The following is a 26721-nucleotide window of genomic DNA, read 5'->3' as shown; positions in this document are numbered from 1 at the left end:
ATTTCTAAGCTCTATATTCTTAATTCGAGATTTTCCAATATTGTTTGACTTTGATAATCGTTTTGTGGTATACTATACTTTAGTAAACTATACAAATGTTAAGTATATATTGTCAAACATCATTGATGAATTGATGAATGATAAGCGGGGGTGACATTTGTGCTTTACAAATGCGTTGCTTTGCTTGATATGGATGCTTATTTTGCTTCCGTTGAGGAGGCGAAGAATCCATCGTTGAGGGGAAAGCCGTTTGCGGTAATTGGGAATGGTGAAAGACCTATAGTGATAAGTGCAAATTATGTGGCAAAGAGCTTTGGGGTGAAGACTGGAATGGGTATAACACAAGCACGAGAGCTGTGTCCGAAGATTATTTTTGTAAAGGCGGATTTTTCGCAATACGAGTTTACAACGCTAAAGATTATTCAACTTGTTGAGAAATACTTTCCTGTCTACAAAGAGGCAAGCATAGACGAGGTGTATATCGCTGTTGATAGAGTTGGAGATGTATTATCGTATGGGTTAGAAAGGCTCAAAGAACTGAAAGAAGAGATAAAAGAAAAGCTCAACCTTACTTGTACAATAGGAGTTGGTCGAAATCCGATAATTGCAAAGAGCGCATGTGAAGTAGCCAAGCCAGATGGTTTCTTTGTCGTTGAAGATTTTGAAGGATTTGCAAAGGATTTGCCAATAAAGAATGTAGTTGGGATAGGCAAGGAAAGTGCGAAGATTTTGGAAGAGTTAGGAATAGAAACATTGGAGCAATTTTTGAACGACAAAAGGTTAGACAGTTTAAATGGATTTCAAAAATTGAAGACGTTGATTTTAAAAGAATACACAGAGCCTGAGTTTTTCAAATTTGTTCCTCCAAAGAGCGTGGGGCATTCACTTTCGTTGGATAGACATGTGAAGGATTTGGATGAATTAATTGAAGTGTATAAATATCTTACGTTCGGTCTATACGCAAAGCTTTTGAGAGGTCGGATGGGAACAAAAAGCGTAAGTTTGTATTTAAAAGACAGGTTTGGCTCTTTTTCAATCTCCCGTTCGTTTATTTTCTACACAAATGATTTTTTGCTCATTTCGAAAGTTGTTGAGAATTTAGTCGAAAAGTTGTTCAGGGGGTATCCCGTTTCGAAAGTAGGTATCTCTCTTAATAATTTGAAGTTAATCGAGGGTGTTCAGAGTTCGTTGTTTTGGGACGAACAACAAAAAAAGTTTGAGAAGTTGGCAGAATTTGAGAATATCTTTTTTGGGGGTTATTTTGTGTTGCGCACAAAGAAGATAGTTTAAGGTTAGTTTGAGATAATTTGGACAGTTGGAAATGTTGAGGTGTTATAATTAGATTGGAAAAGAACAAAGCAAAGGAGTTGAGAGAGTGTATGAGGTAATCGATGTAACCGAATCTGTAAAGGTGTTGAGGGCGCCTGTTAATGTTGTGTTTTTCTTCAAATCTACTTTGGGAAAAAGCGAGTGCCTGGTTATAGATTCTGGAAGTAGCAGTGAATATGGGAAAAAGATATTGAAATACCTTGAAAGCCAAGGTGTGGCTAGGTTATCTATACTCAATTCACACTCCCATGCAGACCATATCGGAGGAAATAGCTTTTTGCAGGAAAAACTCAAGTGTAAGATTTACGCAACAGAGTTTGAGAGCGTTTTCATCGAACATCCCCAGCTTGAACCGATGTATCTTTGGGGAGGACCTATTTTTGAGGGGATAGATAACAAATTTCTAATGGCGAAACCTTCAATAGTTACGGATACTGTGGAATACGGATGGTCTTCTGAACTCGGTGTCGAAATCATACCACTCAAAGGGCACTCTTTCGATATGGTTGGAGTGTTGATTGATGATAGTGAAAAGAGGGTATTGTTCATTGCTGATGCTGTCGTTTCGATGCAAACGATAGAGAAGTATAAGGTTTATTTCTTATACGATGTGCACGAACATCTGAAAACTTTGCAAGGTCTAAATAGATGGGTAGAAAACATAGATGTTGTCGTGCCAAGCCACGGTGAGGTTTTTGACTTTAGTAAGGGCAATTGGGAAAGCACAAAAAAAGATTTTCTGAAACTAATTAGGGAAAATGAGAAAGTTATAGAAGACGTTTTGAACTTGATTTTGGGAATTGTCGTGGAACCGAAGACGATAGATGAGATTTTGAGTGAGGTTGCTTCCAACTTCTCAATCCCCATTGATGCCACGTCTTACGTGTTGCTACTCCAAACTCTCAAAGCCTATTGTGGTTATTTGGTTAGTGTAAACGAGATAGGTCTTACTTTCGAAAGAGGGAAATTAGAATATATTAGAGTATATTAGAATGCATTGAGCTAGGAACGAGAAATCGGAGGTTTGAGCGTAATGGCGGAATTTTTCAAAAAACGTTCGGAAAATGTGCGTAAGGCTATTTCAATAGTGTTATTCGTTAGTGTTTTGTTTTGGGTTGCTACTATATTTTATTTCTCAACCCGACCACCGGAGAAATCGCACCAGCAATCGAATTTTGCGTATAGGGTTATTAAGAAAATCGATAATGTTTTAGATTTTTCCAATACGCAGATTTTCAAAAGAGTTGAGAGGAAGTTGAAGTTGATTTGGTTTGGAACAGAATACGTGCCGGCGGAGATGGTGATTAGAAAGACGGCACATTTTGGACTGTACTTTGTATTTGGATTTTTAGTTGCCTTAACATTTTTTTGGTGGAAGAGGGATATAATAATTTCTATGATAACAGGTTTCACAGTTCCTTCAACTTATGCGATTTTTGATGAATACAACCAAATTTTCTATCGACGTGGTTCTTCACTTAACGATGTTGTTATCGATTCTTCCGGAGCATTAGTTGGTGTTATCGTATTTCTATTGTTACTTGCTATTTTTTGGGTAGTAAAAAGGTTAATTCAAATTCTCAAATGAACTTGTTTGAAATTGCTGATTATATCTCAACTGCTCTTTTATTTGAGGGGTGATAACATGTGTATGAAAAGCATGCTTAAGGTAGTTTTTAAAATTTTTATAATGCTTACTTTGTTTTTCACAGGTTCTTTAGTGATTGGTCAAAAATTTCTCTACACATATGCTCAAAACGTTGAACCAAAATTCATGTTAAGTGGCGGCAATATAACAGGGCTTTGCCACGACATAATTCAAAAGTTGAACGAGGAACTCGCAGGTCAAGGAATTCGAATCGAATACAAATCAAAAGAGCTGAAGAGTATCTCTGAGATTTTTGATGCGCTTTCAAAAAATGAAATTCAGATATTCGTTGGGGCTGCTTACAGTAAAGAACGCGAAAGTTATACTACATATCTCCAACCTCCGCTCTACGGATTGAGAGAGATGTTCATTATTAATTCAAATGAGTCTAAAAAGTTTGACAAAAGGCAGTATGTAAGGATAGGTGTTATCGGTGGCACAGTAACATCGGAAAGTTTACCTTCCATTGCGTTAAGACAGGAAGTTGTTCCATTCAAGAATATAACCGAGGCTATTAAAGCTCTTGAACGAAAAGAGATAGACACGGTGTTTTATTCCAGCTTAACGCTTGGATATATGCTTAAAAATTCGAAAGGAAAATTTGAAACCTTGAAAGGTCCTTCGGAAAAGTATTACCATTACATCGTTCTTTCAAAGAGCGTTAGCAGAGATGTTGCGTCAAAACTTGAAAATACGCTGGGGAGATTGCACAAAAATGCGGTGGTGAAGGAACTTATAAAAAAATACGATCTCGATGATTTTGTTGTTCCTGGAAATGTTGTTGAGATACTTACAGCTGATTGGAAGCCATACGAGTGGTATGATACCACAAAGAAAGAATGGGTAGGCGTGGATGTCGACGTTGTGAGGGCAGTTTTAAGTAAGATGGGATACAAAGCAACTTTTTTGACATTTCCATGGACCAGATGTGTTGAACTGATGAAAATAGGAGCTTACGATGGAATTATGAGTTTAAGGGTTACACAAGAGCGCTTAGCGTTCTTAAGCTTTCCGGAAGAACCACTTAGCACGGGAAATGATGTTTTGTTTAAGCTTAGAAATTCGAAAATTAACCTTTCACGCTTGGAACATATACCAAATAGTGTGTTATGTGGTTATACCGAGGGTTACGCCTATGGCGACTGGTTCTGGAATGCAAAGTTCAAAAAGATAGCTGTCCCAGACGATGTGACGGGGTTTAAACTTTTAAAGAGTGAAAGGATACAGCTTTTTGTCTGTAACTTAATTGTTGGAAATGAGTTAGCAAAAGAGTTAGATGTTGATGTTGAGCACTCACCCGTTTTTGGAGAGCAGATGATTTATTACTTGGCTTTCTCAAAAAACTATCAGGGAAGTTATCTATCAAACGTTTTCTCTCAAAGATTGAAGGAGTTTAAGCTTACAAATGATTATTTGAGAATCTTGAAAAGATATGGGATAACTTATGATGATTTTTGGAGATAAACAAGCTTGTGGTATAATGATATAAAGTGCTAAAATAAAGAGTGATAAGTTGTTTTTTATTTGTTACTCAATTTTTTTTGACGACTTTAGAAGGTGATGAAATGATAAACAAAAACAAAAAAAGAGAGTCAAGCAGCTTTTATTTAATCATCAACATAGTTATATTAATACTTATCACCATCATTTTTGTATTGTATGCAACCAGTTACTACAAAAACTGGAAAAATGGAATGGAAAATTTTACGAAAACAATGGCTGTTAGCCTTTCTTATCCTGCTTGGACTTACGACAAGAGGATCGTTGAACAATTTACCGCAGTTATGATTGAAAAAGAGGAAATAATATCAGTGGTAGTCTACGATGACAAAGACAACAAATTTGCGGTCAGAGAAAAAGAGTTTAAGCTGACAACTTTTGATTTGTTATTTGGAACAAGGCAATTGAGTAAAGCGTATAGCTTAATCTACGCAGATACATATGTTGGAAAGGTTGTTTTCACTTATATGGATCGTACAGCCAGGAGATTTTTGGTTGTCTCGGGGTATGGTGCTGCGCTGCTTTACTTAGTGTTGGTGCTTTTGATTTTAAATTTAAAAAAGAATAAAGAGCTTGCAGCGATGGTTAACGAGCTCAATGAAATGAATACGGAACTTGAAATGGCATTTAACGAGCTTGAGGAGACACAGAATAAAGTAATCAATGCGGAAAAAATGGCTGCGTTAGGGAAGCTAATGGTGAATATCGCACACGATATTAACACACCTGCGGGGATTATATATTCCTCACTGACCGAACAGCAAAATAGACTTGTTAATATATTGAAGAAATTCGAAGCAGATGAACTCACCGAAGAAGATTTCAAAAGCTGCGTAGACACAATATCAGAATTAACCCAGATAATGCTCAGAAATGCGAAAAGAATCATAGAGCTTGTTCAAAGTTTGAAACGCACAGCTATGAATGAGATGACGCAAACTTGGTCGGAAGTCAACATAAAGTCCGTTGTTGATGATGTTTTGAACGCAATGCATCCGAGGTTGAGAAAGACAAAGATAGAGGTTGTCACAAAGATAGATGATAACCTTGTAGTTTACACCATCCCAGGCGCAATAGCACAGATATTGATGAATTTGATAGACAACGCGATAGTCCATGCTTTTGAATACGACAATCCTGGCAAGATAATGATAAGATTTGAGAAGATAAAGAGCCAAAATGATAAAGAATATCTGCTTTTAACATTTTCGGACAACGGGAAAGGTATGGATGAGGAAACGAAAAAACGAGCTTTTGAGCCGTTTTACACAACTGATAAAGAATCTGGAACTGGTTTGGGATTGAGTATCGTTTACAATCTTGTTGTAGATATGCTCGGTGGTGATATAGAACTTGAAAGTAAAGTTGGAAAAGGAACAACCTTCCGTATTAAAATACCTTTGACCAAAAAGAACGCGTGATTTTGATGTGTAATTTTACCCTTATAAACACCAGTAACCTTTTTTGTTATTTGTGAGGTGAAGAAACATGCCTAGTTTTTTGAAGAAATCGACCTCAAAGGATAGTAATGGTGAATTTTGGAAAATATTAGTTGTAGATGATGAACCCGATGTGCATGCTATCACATCGGTCGTCGCGAGGGATATAGAGTTCGAGGGAAAGAAGGTGAAACTTTACAGTGCGTTTTCTTCAGAGGAAGCTAAGAGAATACTTCAAGAAGTGCCAGATATAGCCTTGGCTATAATTGATGTTGTTATGGAAAAAGATATGGCAGGACTTGAATTAGTTAGATATATCAGAGAGGAGTTGAAAAATCCGTACATAAGGCTTGTAATCAGAACTGGTCAACCAGGGTTTGCTCCTCCAAGGGAGATTGTTCTGAAATACGACATAAATGACTATAGGGAAAAGGCAGAGCTCTCAAGTAACGGTTTGTTTACCATGATAATCGCAAGATTGCGTGAGTACAGAGACATTGTGGAACTTGAAACCCAAAAGAGACTTTTAGAACGTAGCTCTTTCTATTCTTCTGTCGTACTGAATTCTAACGTTCAAGATTTTGAGGACACGCTAACAGAAGCATTGGACAGTTTTTCCAAAATCCTGGGACTGACTGTGAAGATTGAGAAACTTGGCGAAATAAGAGAGGATAAATTCAACGGAAGTCTTTCGGTTGTGAATCTTTCTTGGAGTCAAGACAAGAGTGTAGAATTTAGCTTGAGGAAGGAAATAAACCTAAGCGAGAGAATGAAAGTAGAGTTTTCTAAGCCATTGACACTCCATCAGTTGGAAATCGTGTCCATGTTTTTAGAGCGCTACTTAGTTACCGTGAATAATTACGTGCTATCTAAAGATTTGATAGAAACACTCTACAAAGTAATTTACATTATTTCAGAGGTTACTGAAACAAGGTCTCTTGAAACAGGCGAGCATGTAAGAAGGGTTGGAAGGCTTGCGAAGTTGCTGGCGTCAAGATTTGGGTATGAGGGAGAATACCTTGAGTTCTTCGAAATTGCCGCAATGCTCCATGATGTTGGAAAGATAGGTATACCGGATGCTATTTTGAATAAACCTGCGAAGTTATCGGATGAGGAATTTGAAATCATGAAAAGACACACGGTCATTGGTTACGAAATTCTTTCCACTGTCGACCATCCACTTTTTGAATTGGCTGCAAATATCGCACTTTATCATCATGAAAACTGGGATGGAACAGGTTATCCGAAAAGATTAAAAGGAGAACAGATACCACTTGAAGGTAGAATTGTTAGTATAATTGACGTCTACGATGCGTTGGTTTCTGACAGAATTTATAGACCTGCCTGGAGTGAAGAGGATACGGTTAGATACATAAAGGAAAACTGCGGTAAGAAATTTGACCCAAAGGTCTGTGAAGTATTTTTTGAGAATTACGAAGAAATTAGAAACATATATGGTTTCAAAAAGTGAGAGAAGTGAGAAAATTTAATGCACTGTTATTAAATCTTTCAGTTTTTCAAATGTTTTTTCACCTATCCCTTTAACGTTTTTTATTTCTTCGATATCTTTAAAAAGACCATTGGTAGTGCGGTAATCGATAATCGCCTGCGCTTTTGAAGGACCAATACCAGGGAGCTTTTCAAGTTCTTCCAAACTTGCTGTGTTAATGTTAATCTTTTCGTTCTGCAAACTTACTCGAGTAGGTTGTAATTCGTTGCTCTTTTGCTCAATTGTCACGTTTTTATTTTCTTTTTCAAAAGTGGTTACATTTTGAATAGCGTTGTTTTGAATCTGGGCACTGATATTCTCAACTTTTATTCGTTCTTTCAATTTTTCATAAGTTTTTTGACCTATCCCGGGAACGTTCATCAGGTCTTCTGGTTTTGTAAATGGGTGCTCTTTTCTGTATTCAATTATCGCTTGTGCTTTCGCAGGCCCTATACCTGGCAGTGTTTGGAGCTCCTCGATAGATGCAGTATTCAAGTCTATTACCGAAGATACGTATTTACGCTGAGTCTGTGTGGTTAAGCTATCTTGGTTTGCACCTGGTTGGGCATTTAAACTGGCAACTTGTGATTTGAGCCTGTCGTAACTGGGATGAAAGAACACACCGGAGAAAACTATCAGTGCAGAAAATATCAAAAAGAACGTTCGCTGTTCTTTTGAGAGGTTCTCATAAGCACTTTTAAAGAATTCCACAATGGAGTTTAAAAATGAACCCGAGGTATGAGAATCAGAAAGGTTGCGATTTTCCTCTGGTCCAGAACCATTAGAAAAATTCCTAAGCGTTAACATGAGTTAAATCCCCCTGAGACACACCCCGTTCGTTTCGTTTATTCTTTACCCTCCTATTCTACTTACCTTTGCTCCTGCTATATGACCATATTTTGATAGTTCTGCCCAGTCTTGAGAGTAATAAAAGCTCTTTGCCTGGTTATCGTTGGTAAAAACACCAAGACAGATGACATATCCCTCGTTTGTGGAGATGCTGAATGCACTTATACCCAGCGTTCTTAAGTTAACTACTGATTTGAACGCTTCTTTCGAACTGGATATCGGGTCAGTTTTTATCGTCCAGAATCCTTTGGATGGATTTAGCTCAGGCATTACATTGGTCGGTGTCACGATAACATATTTACCAGCACTAACACGATCTAACACATAGTTTTGTGTTAATTTGGCGATTTTTAAAGCAGTTTCTCCATCAACAAGATATACGTAAGCGTTAGTTAAAATACTTGCCGGTAAATTTTCAGCCATTCTTGAAACTAATAAGTTGTAATCGAATTTTGTGATATCTTTGAGAAATTTGTTTTCATCTTGTGCAAGCTTTTGTTGTTGAATTTCCGAAGTAGGTGATGTAGCTTCCTGCACTGTTTTACTTTCGGAAGTTTTTGCGCTTTCAATAGAAGCTGTGTTTGTCGCTTGTATGAGAGGTATCAATTTGTCTGTCTGCTCATCTTTTTGAGTTGGAACCTGTGAAGACTGTTCGAGTTTAGCTGTGGTAGTTGTAGTATCAATTTCATCAGGTTCATCAGATTCATCAGATACCGATGGTGTGAGTTGAGAAAGTGTGCTTTCCGGAGCTGGCTCAACGATTATTATAGTTTGGGTTGCCGTTGTCAGAGTTTTTTCAACGGGCGGATTGGTGTTAGCACCTAAGTCTTTTATCACAACCTCCACTTTCGATTTTTGCATTTTTAAGTAAAATGCATACAAAGCCAGCGATATGGTGGCTAACGAAAGGACTATGATAACGACCGAGAGGACTTTCAAATCAAAATCTGTTATTTCTTTCCATTTTCTTGAGCCTATTGGAATTCTTTGCTTCATCCTGAATTATAGCCCCTCTTCACAATATTTTATGGTAAGTTCTATCGCAGCTTCCACATCTGGTTCGTATACCATTTCATTTGGAGTGTGGATATACCTTGTAGGTATCGATACTGTAGCACTTGGTATACCTGCTTTTGTTGCCTGATAACCTGCCGCATCTGTACCTCCGAATATCAACACTTCCATCTGGTGTGGTATGTTGTGTTTTTCAGCAAGTTCTTTTAGTTTGTCAACAATGTATCTATTGCTTATAGAAGCCATGTCTTTGATTTTTATGCAAGCACCTTTTCCAAGTTCCATAGGTACTCTCTTCAATCCTTTTGGCGTATCTCCAACACCTGTAACATCAATGGCTATTGCAACGTCAGGGTCAATATCGTATCCAGCCACGTGAGCACCAATAAGTCCCACTTCTTCTTGAACGGCAAAAACACCGTATATGTTGTTAACAGGTTCTTTGATACGTTTGAATACTTCAATGATAACTGCACATCCGATTCTATCATCCATAGATTTGCTTATTAAATATTCGCCTTGTTTGTGGAAGTAGCTATCAAACGTTCCAAATGTCCCTATTGGGCAAAGTTTTTGAGCTTCTTCTTTGGATTTTGCACCGATATCGACAAAGAGTTTTTCAAACGACATCTTCTGAATGTTGTTTTGGAGTTCTTCAGGAGTTTCCCCTTCGATTCCCACGATACCAATAACATCTCCGAATCTCAACCTCGATTGGTATATCGTGTATGGAGAAACACCACCGACTCTGTCTATTTTGAGAAAGCCTTTATCATCGATATTTGTAACAACAACACCGATTTCATCCATATGAGCATCAAGAAGGACTTTTTTATCACTCTTTCCCTTCTTCCATACGATTAAATTGCCAATCTTGTCTATTCTATAACCATCGATATGTCCCTCGAGTTCTTTGAGGATTATCTGGGTTATTTCCGATTCTCTTCCACTTGGACTCTTTGCCATCGTTAGTTTTTCAACCAATGTCTCCAACACAATGAACACCCCCGTTTTGCTTTTAGTTTTGTGCTTGTTTTTTCACTAAATGCAATTATACCACAACTTATGGATGGGACAAACAATTAATTAAGGTTTAAACAACACAATCTAAACACAATCTAAATTTTTCGAGCACTTTTGTGTGGTATAATCAAAATTGCGAAAATTTCCGATTTAATCTGAGAGGTGCTTGACGGATATGGGAATTGGAATAGATGCTCTCAACGAGTGCACTTTATGTCCAAGAATGTGTAAAGTGGATAGAAGAACCACCAAAGGTGTTTGCACAGTAGGTTATCTCCCAAAGCTTTCCAATATTGTCTTGCATAAAGGTGAGGAGCCACCTTTGTCAGGAGAAAAAGGTGCCGCTGCCGTGTTCTTTACAGGATGCCAGATGAAGTGCATTTATTGTCAAAACATGGGCTTTTCACAGAAAGGCGTGGGGTTTGAGATTACAGTTGAGGAGTTAGCTTGTGCATTTTTAAAGGTCCAGGAAGCTGGTGCAACAACGCTCGATTTGGTCACTCCAACCCCCCATCTACCTTGGATTATTAAGGCATTGGATATGGCTAAGGAAAGAGGCTTTTCATTACCTGTTGTTTACAACACATCAAGCTACGAACGTGTGGAAATACTCAGAGAAATCGAAGGATATATCGATATATATCTTGCCGATATAAGGTACACCGATAACGAATATGGTAAAAGGTATTCAAAAGTGCCGGATTATTGGGATGTTGCACAGCAGGCGATTGTTGAGATGTATCGACAAGTTGGTCCTTTCGATGAAGAAAGAATGAAAGGATTGATAATTCGAATACTTGTTTTGCCAAACAACGTCAGTGGCCACGAAAAAGCCCTCGAGTTCGTTGCTAAACTTGACAAAAGGATACCCGTTGCCTTAATGTCTCAATACATACCGCACTTTGGTGCAAAAAACGACCCACTGATAGGCAGGAAGATAACAAAACAAGAATATGAAAGTGCCCTTGATAAATTAATTGAACTTGACCTCGATGGTTGGATGCAACTCGATGAAAAAGAAAGAGTTACAACAGCACCGCTTGATTGGAGATGTAAGCTGTAACAGTATAAAGATTCACAGTTTTTGAAAGGAGAGCCATCACATGAACAAAGGTTTATTCATAGGGATAGACCCGTCCACTACATTATCTGTTAGCGTTACTCGAGGATGTCCTCTTAACTGTGCACACTGTGGAGGCCATTATTTGAAACATATGATTTATGTCGAAGAGCTGGAAAAGTATGTGGATAGGTATAAATCTTTCCTCGTCAGTGGTGGGATGTTACCAAATGGTGAAATACCTTTTGGCAGATATATAAGCTATTTAAAAGAACTCAAGGAAAAGTATGGGTTGAAGTATAACTTTCACATTGGGTTTCCTTTACAGCCACCTTATGAAATTGAAGAAGTTGCCGACGTGGTGAGTTTTGATTTCTACGCTGATAGGAATGTTCTTAGAGAAGTATACGGTATAGAGAGGGAACCTGAGCAAATTCTGAACGCAGTTTTACCATTGAAGGTAAAAAAAGTGCCACATATTACGATAGGTGTGTTATGTGGTAAAATATCTCACGAAGAAAAAGCGGTAGAAATACTTTCGAAATATTTTGAAAGCATTGTTTTGAACGTGTTTATTCCTACTCCATTAACAAAGTATGCGAATTGTCAACCACCACGAATCGATGATGTGGAAATTATATTTGCAAAAGCAAGTGATTTGTTTAAGAATGTTGTGCTCGGTTGTATGCATCCAAAAGGTGAATACAGAAGAATGCTACAAGAAAGGATACAAAAGTACGCAGGGTTCATTGTAAAACCAACAACAAAGAGCTATGATTACCATGGGTGTTGTTCGTTTTATGTTTGATTTATATGATTTTGGAGATAAAAATACGAAGAGGTGAAGGTGATATATATGAAAAAGAACATTCTTGATTTTAGCTATGAAGAATTGGTCGAAGAATTTTCAAAACTTGGACTTGAGAGATTCCGGGTTGACCAGGTATGGGATTGGATATTCAAAAAGAAGGTATTTGATTTTAACGAGATGACGAATTTATCGAAGGAACATAGGACTCTGCTTTCGGAAAGATTCTACGTAGGAATACCTGAGTTATTGGATATGCAAGTTTCGAAAATCGATAAAACTACGAAATTTCTCTGGCAGCTGGAAGATGGTAACACCATAGAATCTGTTTTGCTGTTCCATCCAGATAGAGTAACTGCTTGCATTTCATCTCAAGTTGGCTGTCCTGTTAAATGTGCATTTTGTGCGACCGGTCAGAGCGGTTATGTCAGAAATCTTTCCGCTGGTGAAATAGTTGCTCAAGTTATTGCGATGGAAAAAGAAAGGCGTGTGAACATCGGTAATATCGTTTACATGGGTATGGGAGAACCATTTCTGAATTACAACGAAGTGGTGAAAAGTGTGCGGATATTGAATCACAAAAAAGGTAAGAATATAAGTATGAGAAGAATTTCGATATCAACGGTAGGTATACCGGAAAAGATAGTGCAACTTGCGAACGACTTGCCCGAGGTCAAGCTGGCAATCTCGTTGCATGCACCAACCAACTACAAAAGAGATATGATTATTCCTCTGAACAGAAAGTATTCCGTCGAAGAGATAATCCATGCTGTCAAAGAATATCAAAAGATTACCAAAAACCGTGTCACGTTTGAGTATATTCTTATTAGGGAATTCAACGATTTTGCGGACGATGCTGAAAAGCTTGCAGAACTTCTCAGAGGTATAGGTGCTTACGTGAACCTTATTCCTGTTAATCCCGTTCAGACCGATAGTGGAATAAAAATGGAAAGACCACACCACTGGGCTATTGAACGGTTCAAAGAAATCTTAGATAAGCATAACATCGAAAACGAAATACGAAAAGAAAAAGGAACTGATATAGACGCGGCTTGTGGGCAACTGAGAAGAAGACACATCACAAGCATTAAAACGAGACAGGCTAAATAAGGGAGTGGTGCTGTTGATAGACAAGAGAATCAAGAAAGCAAAAAATGGTTCTTCAAAGAAGAAAAAACACATTGGCGTAACTGTCATTTCTTTCCCAGTCTTAGTTGTAATGACCATAATTTTGGCGGTTATTTCGGGATTACTCGCTTTTTATCTGGTGATGTTCCTGGAAACGAAAAGGGGAACTGTGCTCCTTCCAAATTTTGTAGGGACTGATGTTCAAACTGCAGAAAGACAGCTGAAAGATTTGGGGTTCAAGGTTGAGAAAATTGGAGACGTGGGAAGAGTAATTAATATGGACCCTCCAGGGGGCACGGTTGTTAAGAAAGGAAGGAAGGTAAAACTTTTTGTAGAAAATGCAGTCCAAAAATCTCTAATTCTCCCAGATTTTAAAGGGACATGGTATGGGAGTGTTCAAAAGATATTTGATTTGATGGGAATACATTCAACCGTTAAAAAGGTTCCAGAGGCGGAATTGGATGGCACAGTTATACAAACATCACCAACTCCAGGTAACAGGGTTGTCACGGGAGATGTTGTTACATTGTTTGTAAGTAGTGGAGCTGGTAGGACAGATACGAGCGTCCCTGAAAACAACCAGCAATCAGTTGAAGAGACCGATACACAGTCCACATCTTCTGTCTTAGAAAATTCACAGGAAGTTATACCCCCATCTGTGCCCGTTGAATCTCAATCTGTGCCTGTTGAATCTCAGAACTTTGATGAGACTGCCCCGGGACCAATTTATATGCCGGAAGATAATTGGGAACGCCCTGAGAACGAAGAAGAAGATGGTGAAGATGAAGAAAGTCCAATCATCCAAGGGGGGCAGTTTTAAAATATGAAACAAGAAAGAAGATTGGGGAGAGTTATCAAATTTTATTCTAACCTTTTAGTGGTGCAAGACATTGAAAGTGGTGAGAAGCTTCTGTGTAAGTTACGGGGTAAATTCAAAAAGCAAGGTATCAGACCCATTGTGGGAGATGTTGTTGAGTATGTAAGGGTGGTTGGTAACGAAGGTGTAGTGGAAAATATTCTCAACAGAAACAACGAACTTAAAAAACCGAGTGTTGCTAATGTAGACCAGGTAGTCATAGTTACCACTCTTGAAAAGCCGGAAGTTCCATACGATATACTTGATAGATTTATTGTATTGGTAGAATATGAGAATTTACCTATTGTTATAGCTCTCAACAAAGTGGATTTGCTATCCAAAGAACAAATAGCAAAATTCGAATCTATATATGGGAAGCTTTATCCAATAATAAAGACAAGTGCAACTCAGAAGATAGGTTTGGAGGACTTAAAAAGGTATCTTACAGGAAAGGTATCTGTCTTTGCGGGGATGTCTGGTGTTGGGAAGAGCAGCTTGCTAAACGCTTTAGAAAGCACACTTAGACTAAGAACGGGCGAAATTTCTGAAAAACTGGAACGAGGTAGGCACACAACAACTGCAGCTGAACTGCTCTCACTCTCTTTTGGTGGATGGGTGGTTGATACTCCCGGATTTGCAAGTCTTGAAATTTCACACATAAAGCCTTTGGAACTTCGCGAATTATTTATTGAATTTGAAAACGACAAATGTTTCTTTCCAGATTGCTTGCATTTGAACGAACCAGAATGTTATGTAAAAAAGGCAGTTGAAAAAGGAAAAATAAGTCCTACAAGATACGAGAGCTATGTGAAATTCTTAAATGAATTGCTCGAGATTGAAGAAACAAGCGGACGAGATTAAAAACGCAAGAGCTGTTGTGTTTAAAAACAAAAGCGCTCCACATGATTTTTGGAGCGCCTTTCATTTTCTATTTAATCGAAGAGTTCAATGAGCTTTTTGAATATAGCATTCAGTTTCAATTGTAATGATGTGTTGATTATGGATGGCATTGTAAAGTCTATGAATCCTTGTTGCAATGCGGTTTGATAGATTTTTTCCAACTTATCAACCATAGTATTCATCGACCAGTATTTTTCTACATATTCAATGCCCTTCTTAGAAAGTTCTTCTCTTCTATCCAAAGCAACTTTTATTGCGTGATAAAACTCCTCTTCATTGATGCCAGTGGTTATAGCTCCTTCACCATTCACAAGCACGTTTGCTATACCTTTGTAAGCTATTGCAACAACAGGTGTGCCACTTGCTAAGGCTTCGAGAACAACTAACCCTTGAGTTTCTGTAAGAGATGCGAAGACAAACAAATCTGCAGCTTTGTAATAATCCTTAATCTCTTTATGGGGAATGTATCCTGTAAAGATTGTCCGGCTCGTAAGACCTTCATCTTCAAAGAAGCTCTCAAGAGCTTTTCTTTCTGGTCCATCACCTACGATTAAAAACCAAACGTTACTATTTTCATGCATGTAACGAGAAACCACTTTTGAAAGGAACTCTAAGTTCTTCTCCTTTGCTAGTCTTCCTGCGTACATTAGTAGTGTGGCATTGTGTGGTATGCTGTACTCTTTCCGGATATCCTTTTTTGGTAGTTGGGAAAATTCTATTGTATCGATGCCCGTTGGAACAACTTCAATGGGTCGTTGAACACCGTAAGATATGAGTTCCTGCTTTATTTCTTCCGTTGGGGCTATGACTATGTTGACTTTGTTGCAAAACCATTTTGAAAATTCTTCGACGGTTCTTCTATCTGGAGTAAACGGTGGCGGAACGTAATGTCTGTATTCCGTTAAAAGTGTGTGATAGGTATGAACATGTGGCAATTTTAAATCTTTTTGGACCTTTAATGCCCTCATACCAAGAGCCATGGGGTCGTGGCTGTGGATTATCTCTATTTTGTTTTCGAGTGCAAACTCTATAATTTTTATATGATTTGCAAAAACTACTTTGTGTTGTTTTTCTAGAAGAAAAGGTATGCCGGGAACTAAAAGAATTTTTTCTTCACCTTCTGGTTTTACAGGAGCAACTATAAAAACCTCATGGCCTCGCATCTCCAAATATTTTTTTGATAAATAAATCGAGGTAGCCACACCATTTATTTGAGGTAAGTATGTATCCGATATCATCAATATCCTCATCACTTGTCCTCCTTATTGATGGTAAAGTTCGATGCTTCAACTTTTTTGAATTCACGATACGATTTCTCCGCTGTGTTAAGATACCAGCACAAGGAAATAAGCAAGGCACCTATGAGACCTGCCGATGTGACAAATCCAAACTCTCTAAGTAACTGTCCCTGGGCGAATACAAAACTACCAAATGAAGCAACCGTTGTAATAATGCTCATAATGACTGCTTTTTCTGTTTTTATAATACTCTCTTTCCCGTATCGAATGCTGTGGTCTAGTTCAACTAAACTATCGACACCTATTCCTAAGAATATTGGTAACACTATGAAGGTTATGAACGTTGTTTTGATGCCTACAAGATAAGAAATACCAAAAGCTGCAAGAGTGTTTAGCGTTGTCAGGAATATTATATTCCAGGATTTTCTAACATTTCTAAAGTCAATGTAAAGGATTATAAATTCTATCAGGAAGACGATACCAAAAACCCAAGTTGTGGAGATTAGCAACTCTTCTATGATTCCATAAAAGAGTGTTGTGTATCCGTAAGTTCTTATGTTTCCTATTTTTTTAATCGACTCAAAGAAAGTTTTTATGTTGTTGCCCTTCCAAATTTCTATTGCGGGTGTCACAAACGCAAGTAGGTATTTTTTCCCGTGGATGTCTTCGTAGAACAAGCTGGGGATATCTTTCTCCATGAGTTTAAAGAGGTCTTCTGTTGACGAGATATTTCTTATCACATCAACTGTTGAGACAAAGCTTTCATAAAGCCCATATTTTCTAAAGAGAATCTCTAAAAATGGGGTGTTAGTTATTTCAAGAACTTGAACGTAAATATTGGACTTTTCTTCCGCTATTTTTTCGGGATTTTGGATGAATGTAAGTATCGAAAAATCTGAAGTTATTAATCCATTTTCTTTGAGCTTTTCAAGAAAGTTCTGTAGTTCTTCAGATGTTTCTGCAGCTATAACCACATCACTGGAAGCGATACTACCAAATTTTTTAGATATTAGTTCACTGGTGATATTTGTTTCGGATTTCTTTGGAATCAGGCTAGAAGTTGTATATGAGAAATTTATGATTGAGTAAATTCCAACAGCTGACAAAAGCAACGTAGTTATTATTGTCAATGTCATTAGTACACGGCTCTTTCTTACTATATCAACCACTCTTACATAAGTTTCCCTTTGACGACCTTTGAATTTTGGAAGGAGCACATCGTGAGCTATTGGAACAAGCGTATTAAAGACAAAGAAGTAAACAACAACACCTAGAGCTACGGAAAAACCCATCTGTTTAATTGCATTAGAAGGACTCAAGAGCATTCCAAGGAATGCAAGCGATGTTGTAGTCATGGATATGAACGCTGGCCTAAAATTTTCAATAAATGCATCTACTATGCTTTGACGCGAGATACCTTCCATATTAAATCGTTCCTGAATTCTGGTGACAATGTACATGGCGTAGTCTATACCCATTCCCAATAACATGGCGTTAACGAAAGTGGTTACTATATTCAATTCTTTTAGGAATAAAGCTATAAGTCCAAGTGTTATGCCCATCGCCATTAGAAGTCCTGTGAAGAGAATAAGGAGCTCGAATATATTACCAAAACCGATGATTATTATAAGTATGATGGCGACAAGAGATATGAAAGTAGTAAGCGTAAAGTCTTTCGATGCCTGGAGGTTTGCTTCGTATGTAGACATCACACCTCCGGTAAAATATATTTTTACATTATGTTGGTCTTCGAATTTCTTGGACAACTTTTTCAGCTCTCGAACTGCTTCGGTAACGAATTTTACATCAGACATTGGCTTTTTCATGGAGAAATTCATGACTAAAAGTTCTTTGTCGGGTGAGAGCAAATAGTATTTCTTTATACCACTTTTTTCTACTATACCTTGTATATAACTGTGCAAATCGTAAAGTGCAGAACCTACATTTCTCCAGAATCTGAAGTCAACGAGAGTTTTTGGTTCTACCCTCGTAAGTGACTGGTAATATCTAATGGTATCGTTGATAGTCCCCTCACCAAAAGAAAGCATTCCATATTTAACCAATGTTTCTGGATTGTCAAATGGCTCTGCGTGGTTTACATACGGGGTGTTCTCAAAAAGTTCTTTAATCATTTTGGCAATGCTATCTGGGTTACTTGTTTTCACACCATCAATGGCAACTATTAATGTATTAGAAGTTACCTTCTCTGAAGTATATTTTACAAGGTCCTGGAATCTGGGATCGTCCTTTGGTGCCAATCCAGTTATATCTGCGTTGATTCTCAAGCCCAAAACAGCGTAAAGACCCAAAAGTACGGAAATTACAATTAATGTCAGAGTAACTAATTTTTGTTTGCTAAGAATAGTTTCCACATACCATTTCGCAAACCTTTCCAATTCAGCTCGCCCTCCATACTAAAAGTAGTAACAACGCTATTCCATTGAATATAATTACGGGGAAGCGCTTTTGGAAATGAGGTTTTATGAAATTACCAAGCACATAACATACTACATAACCATACTGGAAAGAAAATCCATACCATCCAAGCCTAAAAGCAAAAATTGGAACCATTGAATATACGATAAGCCTTTGCACTTCCTGGAAAACTTCTTCTACGTTTAGGAACAAACTTGAGAAAAAAACGAGGGTTGGAAGGTAAAGTATGAAAAAATTAAAGACTTCAATGTCTAAAAGAAATACTCCAAGGTTCAAGTATTTAGCACACCATGGGTAAAGAACGATTAAGAATAAGAGTGCTATAAGCGATTTTAGCATTTCTTTAGTTGCCTTTGATTTTATTTTTGCCATTAACCGGCTCTCCCCTTGTTTTTCAAGCATCTGCAAATTTTGATCTAATGAGCTGGAAATTTGGTCTCCACCACAAATTCCACGTTATATTTTTCCGCAATTAGTCTTGCTATCTCTTCATCTGATTTGCCAAGTTGAAAAGATGTATTTGTCCCATTGAGCGCTTTCCACAGAGCATCACCAAAGGTTTTGCCTGGAAAATAAGAACCTTCACTCATGTATATTCTTGGATACCATAAAAGGTCAATATGCTTGATTTTATATTTTATCCATTCTACTCCATATCCCCACCAATAGTGCCAAACCTTTTTTGTGATATACTTGGCAGCGCGTCTATCTTGAATCGAAAGTATCGTTTGCTCAAGTGCTTTTGAGTCGTCATATACTTTTATTCTTTTTCTGTACTCGAGAAAGAATAGTTGCTGATTTATCTCGTTTGTTTTTCTTAAAATGAGATACTTATAAGGATTTCTCAAAAAAAGAGACGGAGAAGGTAAAACCTCCTCCATCGTTACGGGTTTTCTCTCTGAAATCAAAATACTTAAGGTAACAGCTGAGAAGAGAAAAAAGACAAATGCATAAAATTCTAACCTCATCTCTCAAACTTCGCTTTCTTCTTGTAATACAGTCCTTTCCCAATTTAGTAAGAAGACATTTTCAAAGGTGATTAAGCCTATTACTTTGCTTGATTTACAAGGTAGTCGAGTGCAACTTTTATAACCGGGTCATTTTGGTCAACTTCTATCTCGGTTAACGTGTATGTTTTAGCATCAAGCTTTTTAGAAAAACTCGTTGTTCCTTGGGATTCCTCCACGCTAATATTCGGCTCAATTCCTACTTTGTGTATATCTTTTCCAGATGGTGTTAAGTAATGTGCGATTGTCAAAAAGACAGTTCCGCCGTTGCTAAGTGGGAAACCTCTCTGAACAGAACCTTTTCCGAAAGTCTTCTGACCTATGAGTACTGCTCTTTTGTTTTCTTTGAGTGCAGCAGCAACGATTTCCGAAGCGGATGCAGAACCATTGTTTATGAGCACTACCATAGGAACCTTTGGATAATTGTTACCCTGACTAATATATCGCTCGGTAATTTTTCCATCTCTGTCTTTCACTGAGACGATAACCTTGCCCGCGTCTAAAAATTGATTTGCCACGTGAATTGCAACGTCAAGCAACCCACCAGGATTATTGCGCAAATCAAGAATCAATGCGTCTATTTTCTTATCATAGAGTTTTCTGAGAGCTTTTTGTAATTCATTTGGGACAGGTTCGTTAAACTTAGTTAAAAGAACATAACCTATCTTTTTGTTTTCATACTCCGTTATTCCTGACTTAACAGGAATTATCTGAATGATTTCTCGAACTATAGTAACTTCGATAATCTCATTTCCTCGCTTTATTGTCAATTTTACGGAAGTTCCAGGTTTTCCTCTCATTTTGTTAACCGCTTCCATGTATTCCATTTCGCTGACTGGTTGGTCATCGATACCGATGATAAGGTCTCCTGCTTGCAATCCTGCACGCCATGCTGGTGTACCATACATTGGACTTACAACTTTAACGGCTTTGTTCTCACTGTCGTAGGTTACCTCGATACCAAGCCCGCCGTATTGACCTTCCATTTCTATTTGTTGTTCAGTCATTTGTGATGGTGGGTAATAGTAACTGAAATCATCTCCGAGCCCTTTAATCATACCATCTATGGCAGAATCTATGAGTTTGTTGAAATTAACGTTTTTGATGTCGTAGTAGTTGTAATTAATTCTATAAAGTGTTTCATAAAGCGGTGAAATGTAATTCAGTAGCTCTTTGTCAGAGGCACCGGATAGAATCATACTTGATGCAATAACTACAATAGCCAAAAAGACGTATGAAAGAACTCCCTTAAAAATGCTTCTCATACCTCACACCTTCCTTCTAAATTACAGAATTTTAAATATTTGCATTCTCGTTTGTGTTTTCACTTTGAATTATTGGTTCTGTTTCTTTCGTTTGCTCTTTGCTTGACTCTTCTTTAATTTTGACGAAAGCATTCACCTTTCTTGCGAAAATCATATAGGTTGTGTGTGCAACCATTCTGTCAACAGGTCTCAGTCTATTCGGGTAAGGTTTGAACTGTCGCATTAAAGATTCCCAAACTTCGACATCTATGAAAGGCAGTTCGTACATTTTTTCAAGCACCATAGAGACTTGATTAACTGTTGGACAGATTACACCTATCCGTCCGCCTCCACCTAACGCTTCCCAGCAGACTTGTATGTAGTTCTCCGGATCAGGTACGTCCAAAAGCAATGCATCTACGTTTGTTTCGTCAAATCCGAAAGCAATATCACGCAGTTTTAACTCGACTCTATCTATAAGTCCCCATTCAGTGAGATTTTGAGTTGCGAGTTTGTAAAAATCTTCCCTTCTTTCGTAAGCGTAGACTTTTCCTTCGTTTCCCACAAGCCTTGCAATCGCTGCGCACATAGCACCACTACCAACGCCGGTGTCTATAACCCTGCTGCCTGGTTTAATGTCTAGTTTCATTACAATATAGCTCGAATCCTTGGGATAGACAATTTGTGTTTTTCTTTTCATTGAGAATATGTCATCGATGTAAGTGGGTTGTAAGAGGTAGTAGGATTTGTTTGTTTTTCCTATAGTAATTACATCCCCGTAGTTTTTTCCAATAATTGTATCAAATTCGACAACGCCAAGGTGGGTTCCTTTCTTTTTTCCCGCTTCAACTCTGACAAGGAACTTCGTTCCATCTTCACCATATAGCAAGACTCTGTCTCCATCCTTTATCAATTTATTCACACCTGCCTTCTTTTTTCAATCACTGTTGGTTATTTTTAATTTTAGCATGGGAGTTCAAAAGTTCAATAACTACTAATCCAGCGATTAATAGACCAAGAATGTAACTTGATGATTGTATACCAATGACATCTATGAAAATCCCTGTTAAGATGATAGATATGTATACCACAAGAAGATTTACTGGGTGGATTTTAAATCTGTTCGTTTCATTATTCGAATTGTATTCTGATAGAAATCTCACTATTCCCGGAAGGGTAAAACCAAGGCGTTTTTGTATTTGGTGACAGATGAAGAAACCAACCAAGAAAACAGACGTAAATAACCAACCTGTTGTTGGAAATATGAAAGTTGTTGCATAAATAAAGAATGCAAGCGCAATAGTCACAGGACCCAATAGGTCGAGCTTCTTAGAATAATTTTTGAAAAAAGTAACTAAAATTGTATTTAAAACATAGCCTAAAACAAAGAAATATAAGGCTTTAGCAGACGCAAATTCGGCAGGTATACCTTTACGGATATTTAGTTGATACCACGCATGCAAAGGTAATAGGAATTCTATCTGGTAAAGAAACACCTTTGCAAGTCCCTCTGTTACAATTTGCTGGGGACTAAAGTTCAGTTGTTTCCAAGAAGTTTTCTTTGCTTGGAATTTATCGTATATTTCTGTTTTTTCACTGATAGTAAGCTTTACTTTGTATTTCTTATCTTCAACTATCAAAAACGCTACAGCAAAGACGGAAATGAAGAATAAAAGACTGACGTGCGAGACTATTTCGCTATTTGAATCCGTTGTGAAAAGTCTGAATGAGTTACCGTATGACCAAAGAGCGCCAAGGATACTCCAGAGCATGGGTTGAATGCTTAGTAACCTTTGGTTAAAAAAGTTTTTCTTATCTTCCAGCATTCCAAGTAAGGATAGTGCATAAATAAACAACGAAAAGTTGAAAGTTATCACAATCAAAATGAGACCTAGCAAATTCTGTCCAACTGTTAGCAAGTTAGAAATTGTGGAAAGCAAAAAGGCAGACATTGTTCCAAACACAAGTATGTATGGTGTTCTTCGACCTATAGCTGTTCTTGTTATTTCAAAAAGGAAGAGTATTTTATCTTTTAGGAAAGCGATTAGTATCAGCTCCGAATAAAAGCTTCCAAGCAAAATCGACTTGGGAATAGAAGACCTCAGCAAGAAGTTGAGCATTATGTAAATGTATGTTGGTATGAAAAAACCAATCCCAAAAAAGCCAAACGATAGGACGACCATGTCTTTAATATCTTCCGTCCTCAATTTTCTTAGGTTGTACCTTTCACTACCTTTTGTTGCCATCAATTACTCACCTCCGTGCCGTTTAGTTCACGGCACTGCCGTGTAACTACATTTTTGGCTTCTGAAAACATCATTTGTATCTTTCGACTGTGAATTTGTATATTTCAAAATCATCGTCAAATATCCCTGCTTTGAGTTTAGCTATGCGTATTTGTTCTTCAACTGTATCTACGCCTTCTATATCTGGCAAAAGTAATCCTCTTCTCCATCCTTTTTGAACGATTATTCCATACTTTTTTGGGTCAAGTTCAGCGATACTTCTCACCGGTTCATATGGGCTAAGAATGTCAACATTAACGATGATGTTATCAAGCTCGTAAGGTTGGACTGGTGGAAACCTGGGGTCACGAGTTGAAGCTGCTATTGCGTTGTCACGAATCTCGTATGCAAGATTTTCACGAACGGGCATGAACGTTCCAATACATCCTCTTAACGAGCCATCTGTATTGTGTAAGGTTACAAAACATCCAGCCCTTCTCTCGAATAGTTCTTTAGGTAATCCTTCGTGTGGTTCTATAATCCTTCTGTGCTTAACGTAATTTTCTATCACTTCTATAGCCCATTTTACGTAAGGGTGCTCGCCTATCATATTGGTCCCCCCTTACCACACTAATCTCGCCTTTTGATGTTAATCATGGCTTTTGCCTTTTCATAAGGTCGATTATCAACTGAACTTCTCCAACACCCATCTTCATTTTCTTGGCGATTTCAATTGGTTCCAAACCACTTAGATACATGTCGAATATTAATACTTCTTTCTTGTTTTTTGCAACGTCATCGTCATATTCGTTCTTTTCATAGTTTGCATATTCGTCAACAGTTTTTTTCATTGTTTCAAGAACACGCGTTGAGGAGGTTGATTTGTTTTTGAGAACATATCCTTGTATTAATGCCTTTTCGGCAGCGGAAAGCTCTGTATCGATGTCGGAGATCTTTTTAGTGGCCTCATTTTTGCTATTTTCTTTGAAGCTTTCGTTTTTGAGTTCTTGGTTAGATAATGTTTCACTTGAGATTTCTGTTTTTTGCAATTGGTTTTGCAACTGGACTGCTAAGGCGGATAATGATACATACTGCTCGTTAAGGTCTTTAATCAAAGCTTTCGCTTCTTCCATTTTCCTATCGAGTTGTTCAAGTTTTGAGTCAACGAAGATTCTTACCTTTCCAATAAGTTCCACAGGTTTTTCTTCTTCCTCGTCTATTTCGCTCTTTTCTGTCTTTTTCTTGAAGCTTTCCAATATATAGGTAGCCCACGCAAACACAAGGGAACTTACTGATGCCAAAACTACAAACCAATGGAAGGCGGACATCTTTTATTCACCCTCCTTTTGATAGTCTTGGAGGGACAATCTTTTGTATCCAATTCTCGGAAATGTCTTTATATCTTCTCCGCTCCAAATAATCAAGGTTCCAAGATTTTTCGTTGGTGTTGGTTCAATACTTTCAACGCGAGCATCTTCTGGCAAATGCACCTTGAACGTGGAATTCGCAACAGAATTCATGCGAATTTGTCCCATGTCAAGGATGTAAGTATCGTTTTCTGATTGCACAATACCTTTTAGAACAACCGTTTCAGTGATTTCTAAGATGTTTCCGTTGTTCTTTATATTTGACTTGAAATCCAATACTTCGATATTCTTGCCTATATCCTTTGAGACTTCGCTGAAATATTTTCTGAACGTATCAAGAGAAGTTTGGTTATACGTAGTGATATATTCCTCTTTCTTTTTCTCACTTTTGAACTTTAACCCGCTCACGGTTGTTATTGTAGCAAACTCGCTGTAACCAACTAAAACGTCTGAGTTGTAGTATTCAACAGTAAAATTAGGACTTCTGAATATCAGTGTAATCACATCGGTAATTAAAAAGAATAGGACTATGAGTATAAGTAAATAGATCACCGTTTTATTTCCCATATCAAACATCCTTTCCCTACTGGTATCATTCAATTGAAGAACCTGAGCTTATTCTTTTTGATAGCCTTTTTTCGTCAATTTTTTCGTTTAAGTCGTTTATTACTTTCATTATAGCATATATCACTATCAAAAATTCGAATCTTCCGGCGAACATTCCTATTATCAGTGTCCACATGGCTGTTAATGGCATATTTGGAGATGTAATACCACAGCTAAGTCCGACACCATCCATTGCTGAAGCAAACTCAAACATCGAGTTCAAAGCACCGTATCCGTGTAGCATGAGTATAAATGAGCCAATAACAAATGTCATCAGGAAGAGTGATACGACAAGCAAAGCTTCACGGATATTGTCGTCACTAAGGATAATTTGTTGCTCTCCTTTAAATATTATCTTTTTCCTCACCGTGCCTCTTGGCATAAGGAACCCTTTTACGCTATCATGCAGTGTGTTCAGTATGACCCAGATACGGAACTGTTTGATGCCACTAGATGTTGAGTCCATCATACCGCCAGATAGCATAAGTACTATTAGAATAAACATAAATGGCGAAAAAGCTATCCATTTCTCTTCATTTAACGGCAAGGTTTGGAAACCTGTTCCACTTACAGCCGAGACCGTTTGGAAAAGTATATACCTTAAAGCATCTCCAAAGTTTTTGTAATACTTTCCTACAGCGTAAGTAGATAAGATAATTGCTGGAACAAATGAAGAACCTATCAATAACCAAGGCTCACCATTCTTCAAAACAGCCTTAATATTTCCTTTCCAGAGAGCGTAGTGTATTCCGAATCCAGTTGCCCCGATAATCATGAGGACTATTGTTACAATTTCTATCGCTAGGTTATTGAACTCTCCTATACTACCGTTGCGAGTAGAAAATCCACCAGTTCCTAATGCGGTCATCGTATGGTTAAGTGCCTCAAACCAATTCATCCCAGCTAATCTCAAGGCTATTGTGCCAACAACCGTGTAGGCAAGGTAAATCTCTAGTATGAGCTGGGCGGACCTTCTTATATTCGGCACAAGGTTGTCGGACCTTCCTTCTGATTTATAAAATCCCAAAGCCCTAGGACCCAAGACCATGCCCAGCATCAAGACCGCGAAACCCGCACTACCTACGTATTGTGTAAATGACCTCCAAAATAGAAGAAGTTTAGACAATTTGGTTACGTCTGTGAACATCGTCAATCCTGTACCAGTTAGTCCACTTACTGATTCAAAGACAGCTTGAGAAAACGAAAGATTTCCTAATAAAATATGTGGGATGGCGGAAAGTAGCGAAATCATAATCCACGTGAAGACCGTAAGTACAGCGCCTTCTCTATATCTTATGGTTTCTATGTCTTCAACTTTAACCGCGAAACCTGTGAAGTATATGATAAAAGAAAGCACAGCTGTAATTAAAAACGGATAAGTATTCTTGATTTCTTCTGGATAGAAGATGCAAAATACTGTAGGAACTAAAACGATGAATGCATACTGAAATATAACGAGTGTGAATGCCTTATATATCCTTAGATAGCTTTTCATCATTTAGAACAACCTCCAGAAAATTCGGTCGCTTGTAGATATGTGTTTCATTAACTACCT

General features: G+C 37.8%; 25 protein-coding genes. 11 read left to right on the top strand and 14 right to left on the bottom strand.

Translation table 11 applies throughout. From position 1 onward, the window contains the following. Positions 1-159: 159 nt before the first annotated feature. The 6 genes from AC3M61_RS05810 to AC3M61_RS05785 all read left to right on the top strand — a co-directional run bounded on the left by AC3M61_RS05810 (position 160) and on the right by AC3M61_RS05785 (position 7387). Positions 160-1290 (top strand): Y-family DNA polymerase, encoded by a 1131-nt coding sequence (locus AC3M61_RS05810; protein WP_500779933.1) that lies wholly within the window; start codon positions 160-162, stop codon positions 1288-1290. Between the two features lie 85 nt (positions 1291-1375). Beyond that, positions 1376-2320, top strand: coding sequence for an MBL fold metallo-hydrolase (locus AC3M61_RS05805; RefSeq protein ID WP_500779932.1), 945 nt, complete (start codon positions 1376-1378; stop codon positions 2318-2320). 42 nt (positions 2321-2362) lie between these two features. After that, on the top strand, positions 2363-2917 hold the full coding sequence (locus tag AC3M61_RS05800) for a VanZ family protein (protein ID WP_500779931.1): 555 nt from the start codon (positions 2363-2365) through the stop codon (positions 2915-2917). Between the two features lie 57 nt (positions 2918-2974). After that, entirely contained in the window at positions 2975-4441 is a 1467-nt protein-coding gene (locus tag AC3M61_RS05795; RefSeq protein WP_500779930.1) for a substrate-binding periplasmic protein, read from the top strand. Positions 4442-4542: 101 nt separating this feature from the next. Then, on the top strand, positions 4543-5898 hold the full coding sequence (locus AC3M61_RS05790) for a sensor histidine kinase (RefSeq protein ID WP_500779929.1): 1356 nt from the start codon (positions 4543-4545) through the stop codon (positions 5896-5898). Between the two features lie 67 nt (positions 5899-5965). Then, positions 5966-7387: an HD domain-containing phosphohydrolase gene (locus AC3M61_RS05785; RefSeq protein ID WP_500779928.1), complete on the top strand. Its 1422-nt coding sequence runs from the start codon at positions 5966-5968 to the stop codon at positions 7385-7387. A gap of 15 nt (positions 7388-7402) precedes the next feature. Here AC3M61_RS05785 and AC3M61_RS05780 read toward each other — a convergent pair whose 3' ends face one another. The 3 genes from AC3M61_RS05780 to AC3M61_RS05770 are packed head-to-tail and all read right to left on the bottom strand — an operon-like array spanning position 7403 to position 10261. Beyond that, positions 7403-8212 (bottom strand): ComEA family DNA-binding protein, encoded by an 810-nt coding sequence (locus AC3M61_RS05780; RefSeq protein ID WP_500779927.1) that lies wholly within the window; start codon positions 8210-8212, stop codon positions 7403-7405. A gap of 45 nt (positions 8213-8257) precedes the next feature. Beyond that, on the bottom strand, positions 8258-9250 hold the full coding sequence (locus AC3M61_RS05775) for a hypothetical protein (RefSeq protein ID WP_500779926.1): 993 nt from the start codon (positions 9248-9250) through the stop codon (positions 8258-8260). A gap of 6 nt (positions 9251-9256) precedes the next feature. Beyond that, complete coding sequence (locus AC3M61_RS05770; protein WP_500780023.1) at positions 9257-10261, bottom strand: M42 family metallopeptidase; 1005 nt, start codon at positions 10259-10261, stop codon at positions 9257-9259. A gap of 205 nt (positions 10262-10466) precedes the next feature. Between AC3M61_RS05770 and AC3M61_RS05765 the strand changes: the two genes are divergently transcribed. From AC3M61_RS05765 to rsgA, 5 genes are read left to right on the top strand one after another with little or no spacing between them, the layout of a single operon-like run. Further along, positions 10467-11354: a radical SAM protein gene (locus tag AC3M61_RS05765; RefSeq protein WP_500779925.1), complete on the top strand. Its 888-nt coding sequence runs from the start codon at positions 10467-10469 to the stop codon at positions 11352-11354. 40 nt (positions 11355-11394) lie between these two features. Further along, on the top strand, positions 11395-12159 hold the full coding sequence (locus AC3M61_RS05760; RefSeq protein ID WP_500779924.1) for a radical SAM protein: 765 nt from the start codon (positions 11395-11397) through the stop codon (positions 12157-12159). A gap of 48 nt (positions 12160-12207) precedes the next feature. Continuing rightward, positions 12208-13269, top strand: coding sequence for a dual-specificity RNA methyltransferase RlmN (rlmN, locus tag AC3M61_RS05755; protein WP_500779923.1), 1062 nt, complete (start codon positions 12208-12210; stop codon positions 13267-13269). A gap of 13 nt (positions 13270-13282) precedes the next feature. Beyond that, the gene (locus AC3M61_RS05750) at positions 13283-14107 is read left to right on the top strand and encodes a PASTA domain-containing protein (RefSeq protein WP_500779922.1); all 825 of its coding nucleotides are present in this window, start codon (positions 13283-13285) and stop codon (positions 14105-14107) included. A gap of 3 nt (positions 14108-14110) precedes the next feature. Continuing rightward, a complete protein-coding gene (gene rsgA / locus AC3M61_RS05745) occupies positions 14111-15004 on the top strand; it encodes a ribosome small subunit-dependent GTPase A (RefSeq protein ID WP_500779921.1) in 894 nt (297 codons plus the stop codon). A gap of 71 nt (positions 15005-15075) precedes the next feature. On the opposite strand, the gene AC3M61_RS05740 is transcribed toward rsgA, so the two are convergent. The 11 genes from AC3M61_RS05740 to AC3M61_RS05690 all read right to left on the bottom strand — a co-directional run bounded on the left by AC3M61_RS05740 (position 15076) and on the right by AC3M61_RS05690 (position 26664). After that, positions 15076-16293, bottom strand: a complete 1218-nt coding sequence (locus tag AC3M61_RS05740; protein WP_500779920.1) for a glycosyltransferase — start codon at positions 16291-16293, stop codon at positions 15076-15078. Continuing rightward, a complete protein-coding gene (locus AC3M61_RS05735; protein WP_500779919.1) occupies positions 16293-18677 on the bottom strand; it encodes an efflux RND transporter permease subunit in 2385 nt (794 codons plus the stop codon). Before AC3M61_RS05735 ends, AC3M61_RS05740 begins: the two co-directional genes overlap by 1 nt. A 1-nt stretch (position 18678) precedes the next feature. Then, a complete protein-coding gene (locus AC3M61_RS05730) occupies positions 18679-19089 on the bottom strand; it encodes a hypothetical protein (RefSeq protein WP_500779918.1) in 411 nt (136 codons plus the stop codon). Positions 19090-19133: 44 nt separating this feature from the next. After that, positions 19134-19685: a hypothetical protein gene (locus AC3M61_RS05725; RefSeq protein ID WP_500779917.1), complete on the bottom strand. Its 552-nt coding sequence runs from the start codon at positions 19683-19685 to the stop codon at positions 19134-19136. An 80-nt stretch (positions 19686-19765) separates the two neighbouring features. Then, on the bottom strand, positions 19766-20989 hold the full coding sequence (locus AC3M61_RS05720; RefSeq protein WP_500779916.1) for a S41 family peptidase: 1224 nt from the start codon (positions 20987-20989) through the stop codon (positions 19766-19768). 31 nt (positions 20990-21020) lie between these two features. Continuing rightward, on the bottom strand, positions 21021-21881 hold the full coding sequence (locus AC3M61_RS05715) for a tRNA (adenine-N1)-methyltransferase (protein WP_500779915.1): 861 nt from the start codon (positions 21879-21881) through the stop codon (positions 21021-21023). A 28-nt stretch (positions 21882-21909) separates the two neighbouring features. Then, positions 21910-23217: a hypothetical protein gene (locus AC3M61_RS05710; RefSeq protein WP_500779914.1), complete on the bottom strand. Its 1308-nt coding sequence runs from the start codon at positions 23215-23217 to the stop codon at positions 21910-21912. Between the two features lie 67 nt (positions 23218-23284). Continuing rightward, positions 23285-23803, bottom strand: coding sequence for an AmmeMemoRadiSam system protein A (amrA, locus tag AC3M61_RS05705; RefSeq protein ID WP_500779913.1), 519 nt, complete (start codon positions 23801-23803; stop codon positions 23285-23287). Between the two features lie 43 nt (positions 23804-23846). Then, positions 23847-24521 carry a hypothetical protein gene (locus AC3M61_RS05700; RefSeq protein WP_500779912.1) on the bottom strand — a complete coding sequence of 225 codons (675 nt, stop codon included), beginning with the start codon at positions 24519-24521 and terminating at the stop codon, positions 23847-23849. Between the two features lie 3 nt (positions 24522-24524). Beyond that, positions 24525-25127 carry a DUF4897 domain-containing protein gene (locus AC3M61_RS05695; protein WP_500779911.1) on the bottom strand — a complete coding sequence of 201 codons (603 nt, stop codon included), beginning with the start codon at positions 25125-25127 and terminating at the stop codon, positions 24525-24527. Between the two features lie 25 nt (positions 25128-25152). After that, a complete protein-coding gene (locus AC3M61_RS05690; protein ID WP_500779910.1) occupies positions 25153-26664 on the bottom strand; it encodes a TrkH family potassium uptake protein in 1512 nt (503 codons plus the stop codon). Positions 26665-26721: the final 57 nt, after the last annotated feature.

It is taken from the genome of Fervidobacterium sp. (genome assembly GCF_059913585.1).
This window is presented reverse-complemented; position numbering and strand designations above follow the sequence as displayed.

Excerpts from the sequence above, each read along its gene's own strand:
- AC3M61_RS05725 (WP_500779917.1), bottom strand. The coding sequence starts at position 19,685 with ATGAGGTTAGAATTTTATGCATTTGTCTTTTTTCTCTTCTCAGCTGTT.
- AC3M61_RS05720 (WP_500779916.1), bottom strand. The coding sequence starts at position 20,989 with ATGAGAAGCATTTTTAAGGGAGTTCTTTCATACGTCTTTTTGGCTATT.
- AC3M61_RS05690 (WP_500779910.1), bottom strand. The coding sequence starts at position 26,664 with ATGATGAAAAGCTATCTAAGGATATATAAGGCATTCACACTCGTTATA.
- AC3M61_RS05800 (WP_500779931.1), top strand. The coding sequence starts at position 2,363 with ATGGCGGAATTTTTCAAAAAACGTTCGGAAAATGTGCGTAAGGCTATT.
- AC3M61_RS05695 (WP_500779911.1), bottom strand. The coding sequence starts at position 25,127 with ATGGGAAATAAAACGGTGATCTATTTACTTATACTCATAGTCCTATTC.
- AC3M61_RS05780 (WP_500779927.1), bottom strand. The coding sequence starts at position 8,212 with ATGTTAACGCTTAGGAATTTTTCTAATGGTTCTGGACCAGAGGAAAAT.
- rlmN (WP_500779923.1), top strand. The coding sequence starts at position 12,208 with ATGAAAAAGAACATTCTTGATTTTAGCTATGAAGAATTGGTCGAAGAA.
- AC3M61_RS05700 (WP_500779912.1), bottom strand. The coding sequence starts at position 24,521 with ATGTCCGCCTTCCATTGGTTTGTAGTTTTGGCATCAGTAAGTTCCCTT.
- rsgA (WP_500779921.1), top strand. The coding sequence starts at position 14,111 with ATGAAACAAGAAAGAAGATTGGGGAGAGTTATCAAATTTTATTCTAAC.
- AC3M61_RS05795 (WP_500779930.1), top strand. The coding sequence starts at position 2,975 with ATGTGTATGAAAAGCATGCTTAAGGTAGTTTTTAAAATTTTTATAATG.
- AC3M61_RS05760 (WP_500779924.1), top strand. The coding sequence starts at position 11,395 with ATGAACAAAGGTTTATTCATAGGGATAGACCCGTCCACTACATTATCT.
- AC3M61_RS05765 (WP_500779925.1), top strand. The coding sequence starts at position 10,467 with ATGGGAATTGGAATAGATGCTCTCAACGAGTGCACTTTATGTCCAAGA.
- AC3M61_RS05785 (WP_500779928.1), top strand. The coding sequence starts at position 5,966 with ATGCCTAGTTTTTTGAAGAAATCGACCTCAAAGGATAGTAATGGTGAA.
- amrA (WP_500779913.1), bottom strand. The coding sequence starts at position 23,803 with ATGATAGGCGAGCACCCTTACGTAAAATGGGCTATAGAAGTGATAGAA.
- AC3M61_RS05790 (WP_500779929.1), top strand. The coding sequence starts at position 4,543 with ATGATAAACAAAAACAAAAAAAGAGAGTCAAGCAGCTTTTATTTAATC.
- AC3M61_RS05775 (WP_500779926.1), bottom strand. The coding sequence starts at position 9,250 with ATGAAGCAAAGAATTCCAATAGGCTCAAGAAAATGGAAAGAAATAACA.
- AC3M61_RS05730 (WP_500779918.1), bottom strand. The coding sequence starts at position 19,089 with ATGGCAAAAATAAAATCAAAGGCAACTAAAGAAATGCTAAAATCGCTT.
- AC3M61_RS05740 (WP_500779920.1), bottom strand. The coding sequence starts at position 16,293 with ATGAGGATATTGATGATATCGGATACATACTTACCTCAAATAAATGGT.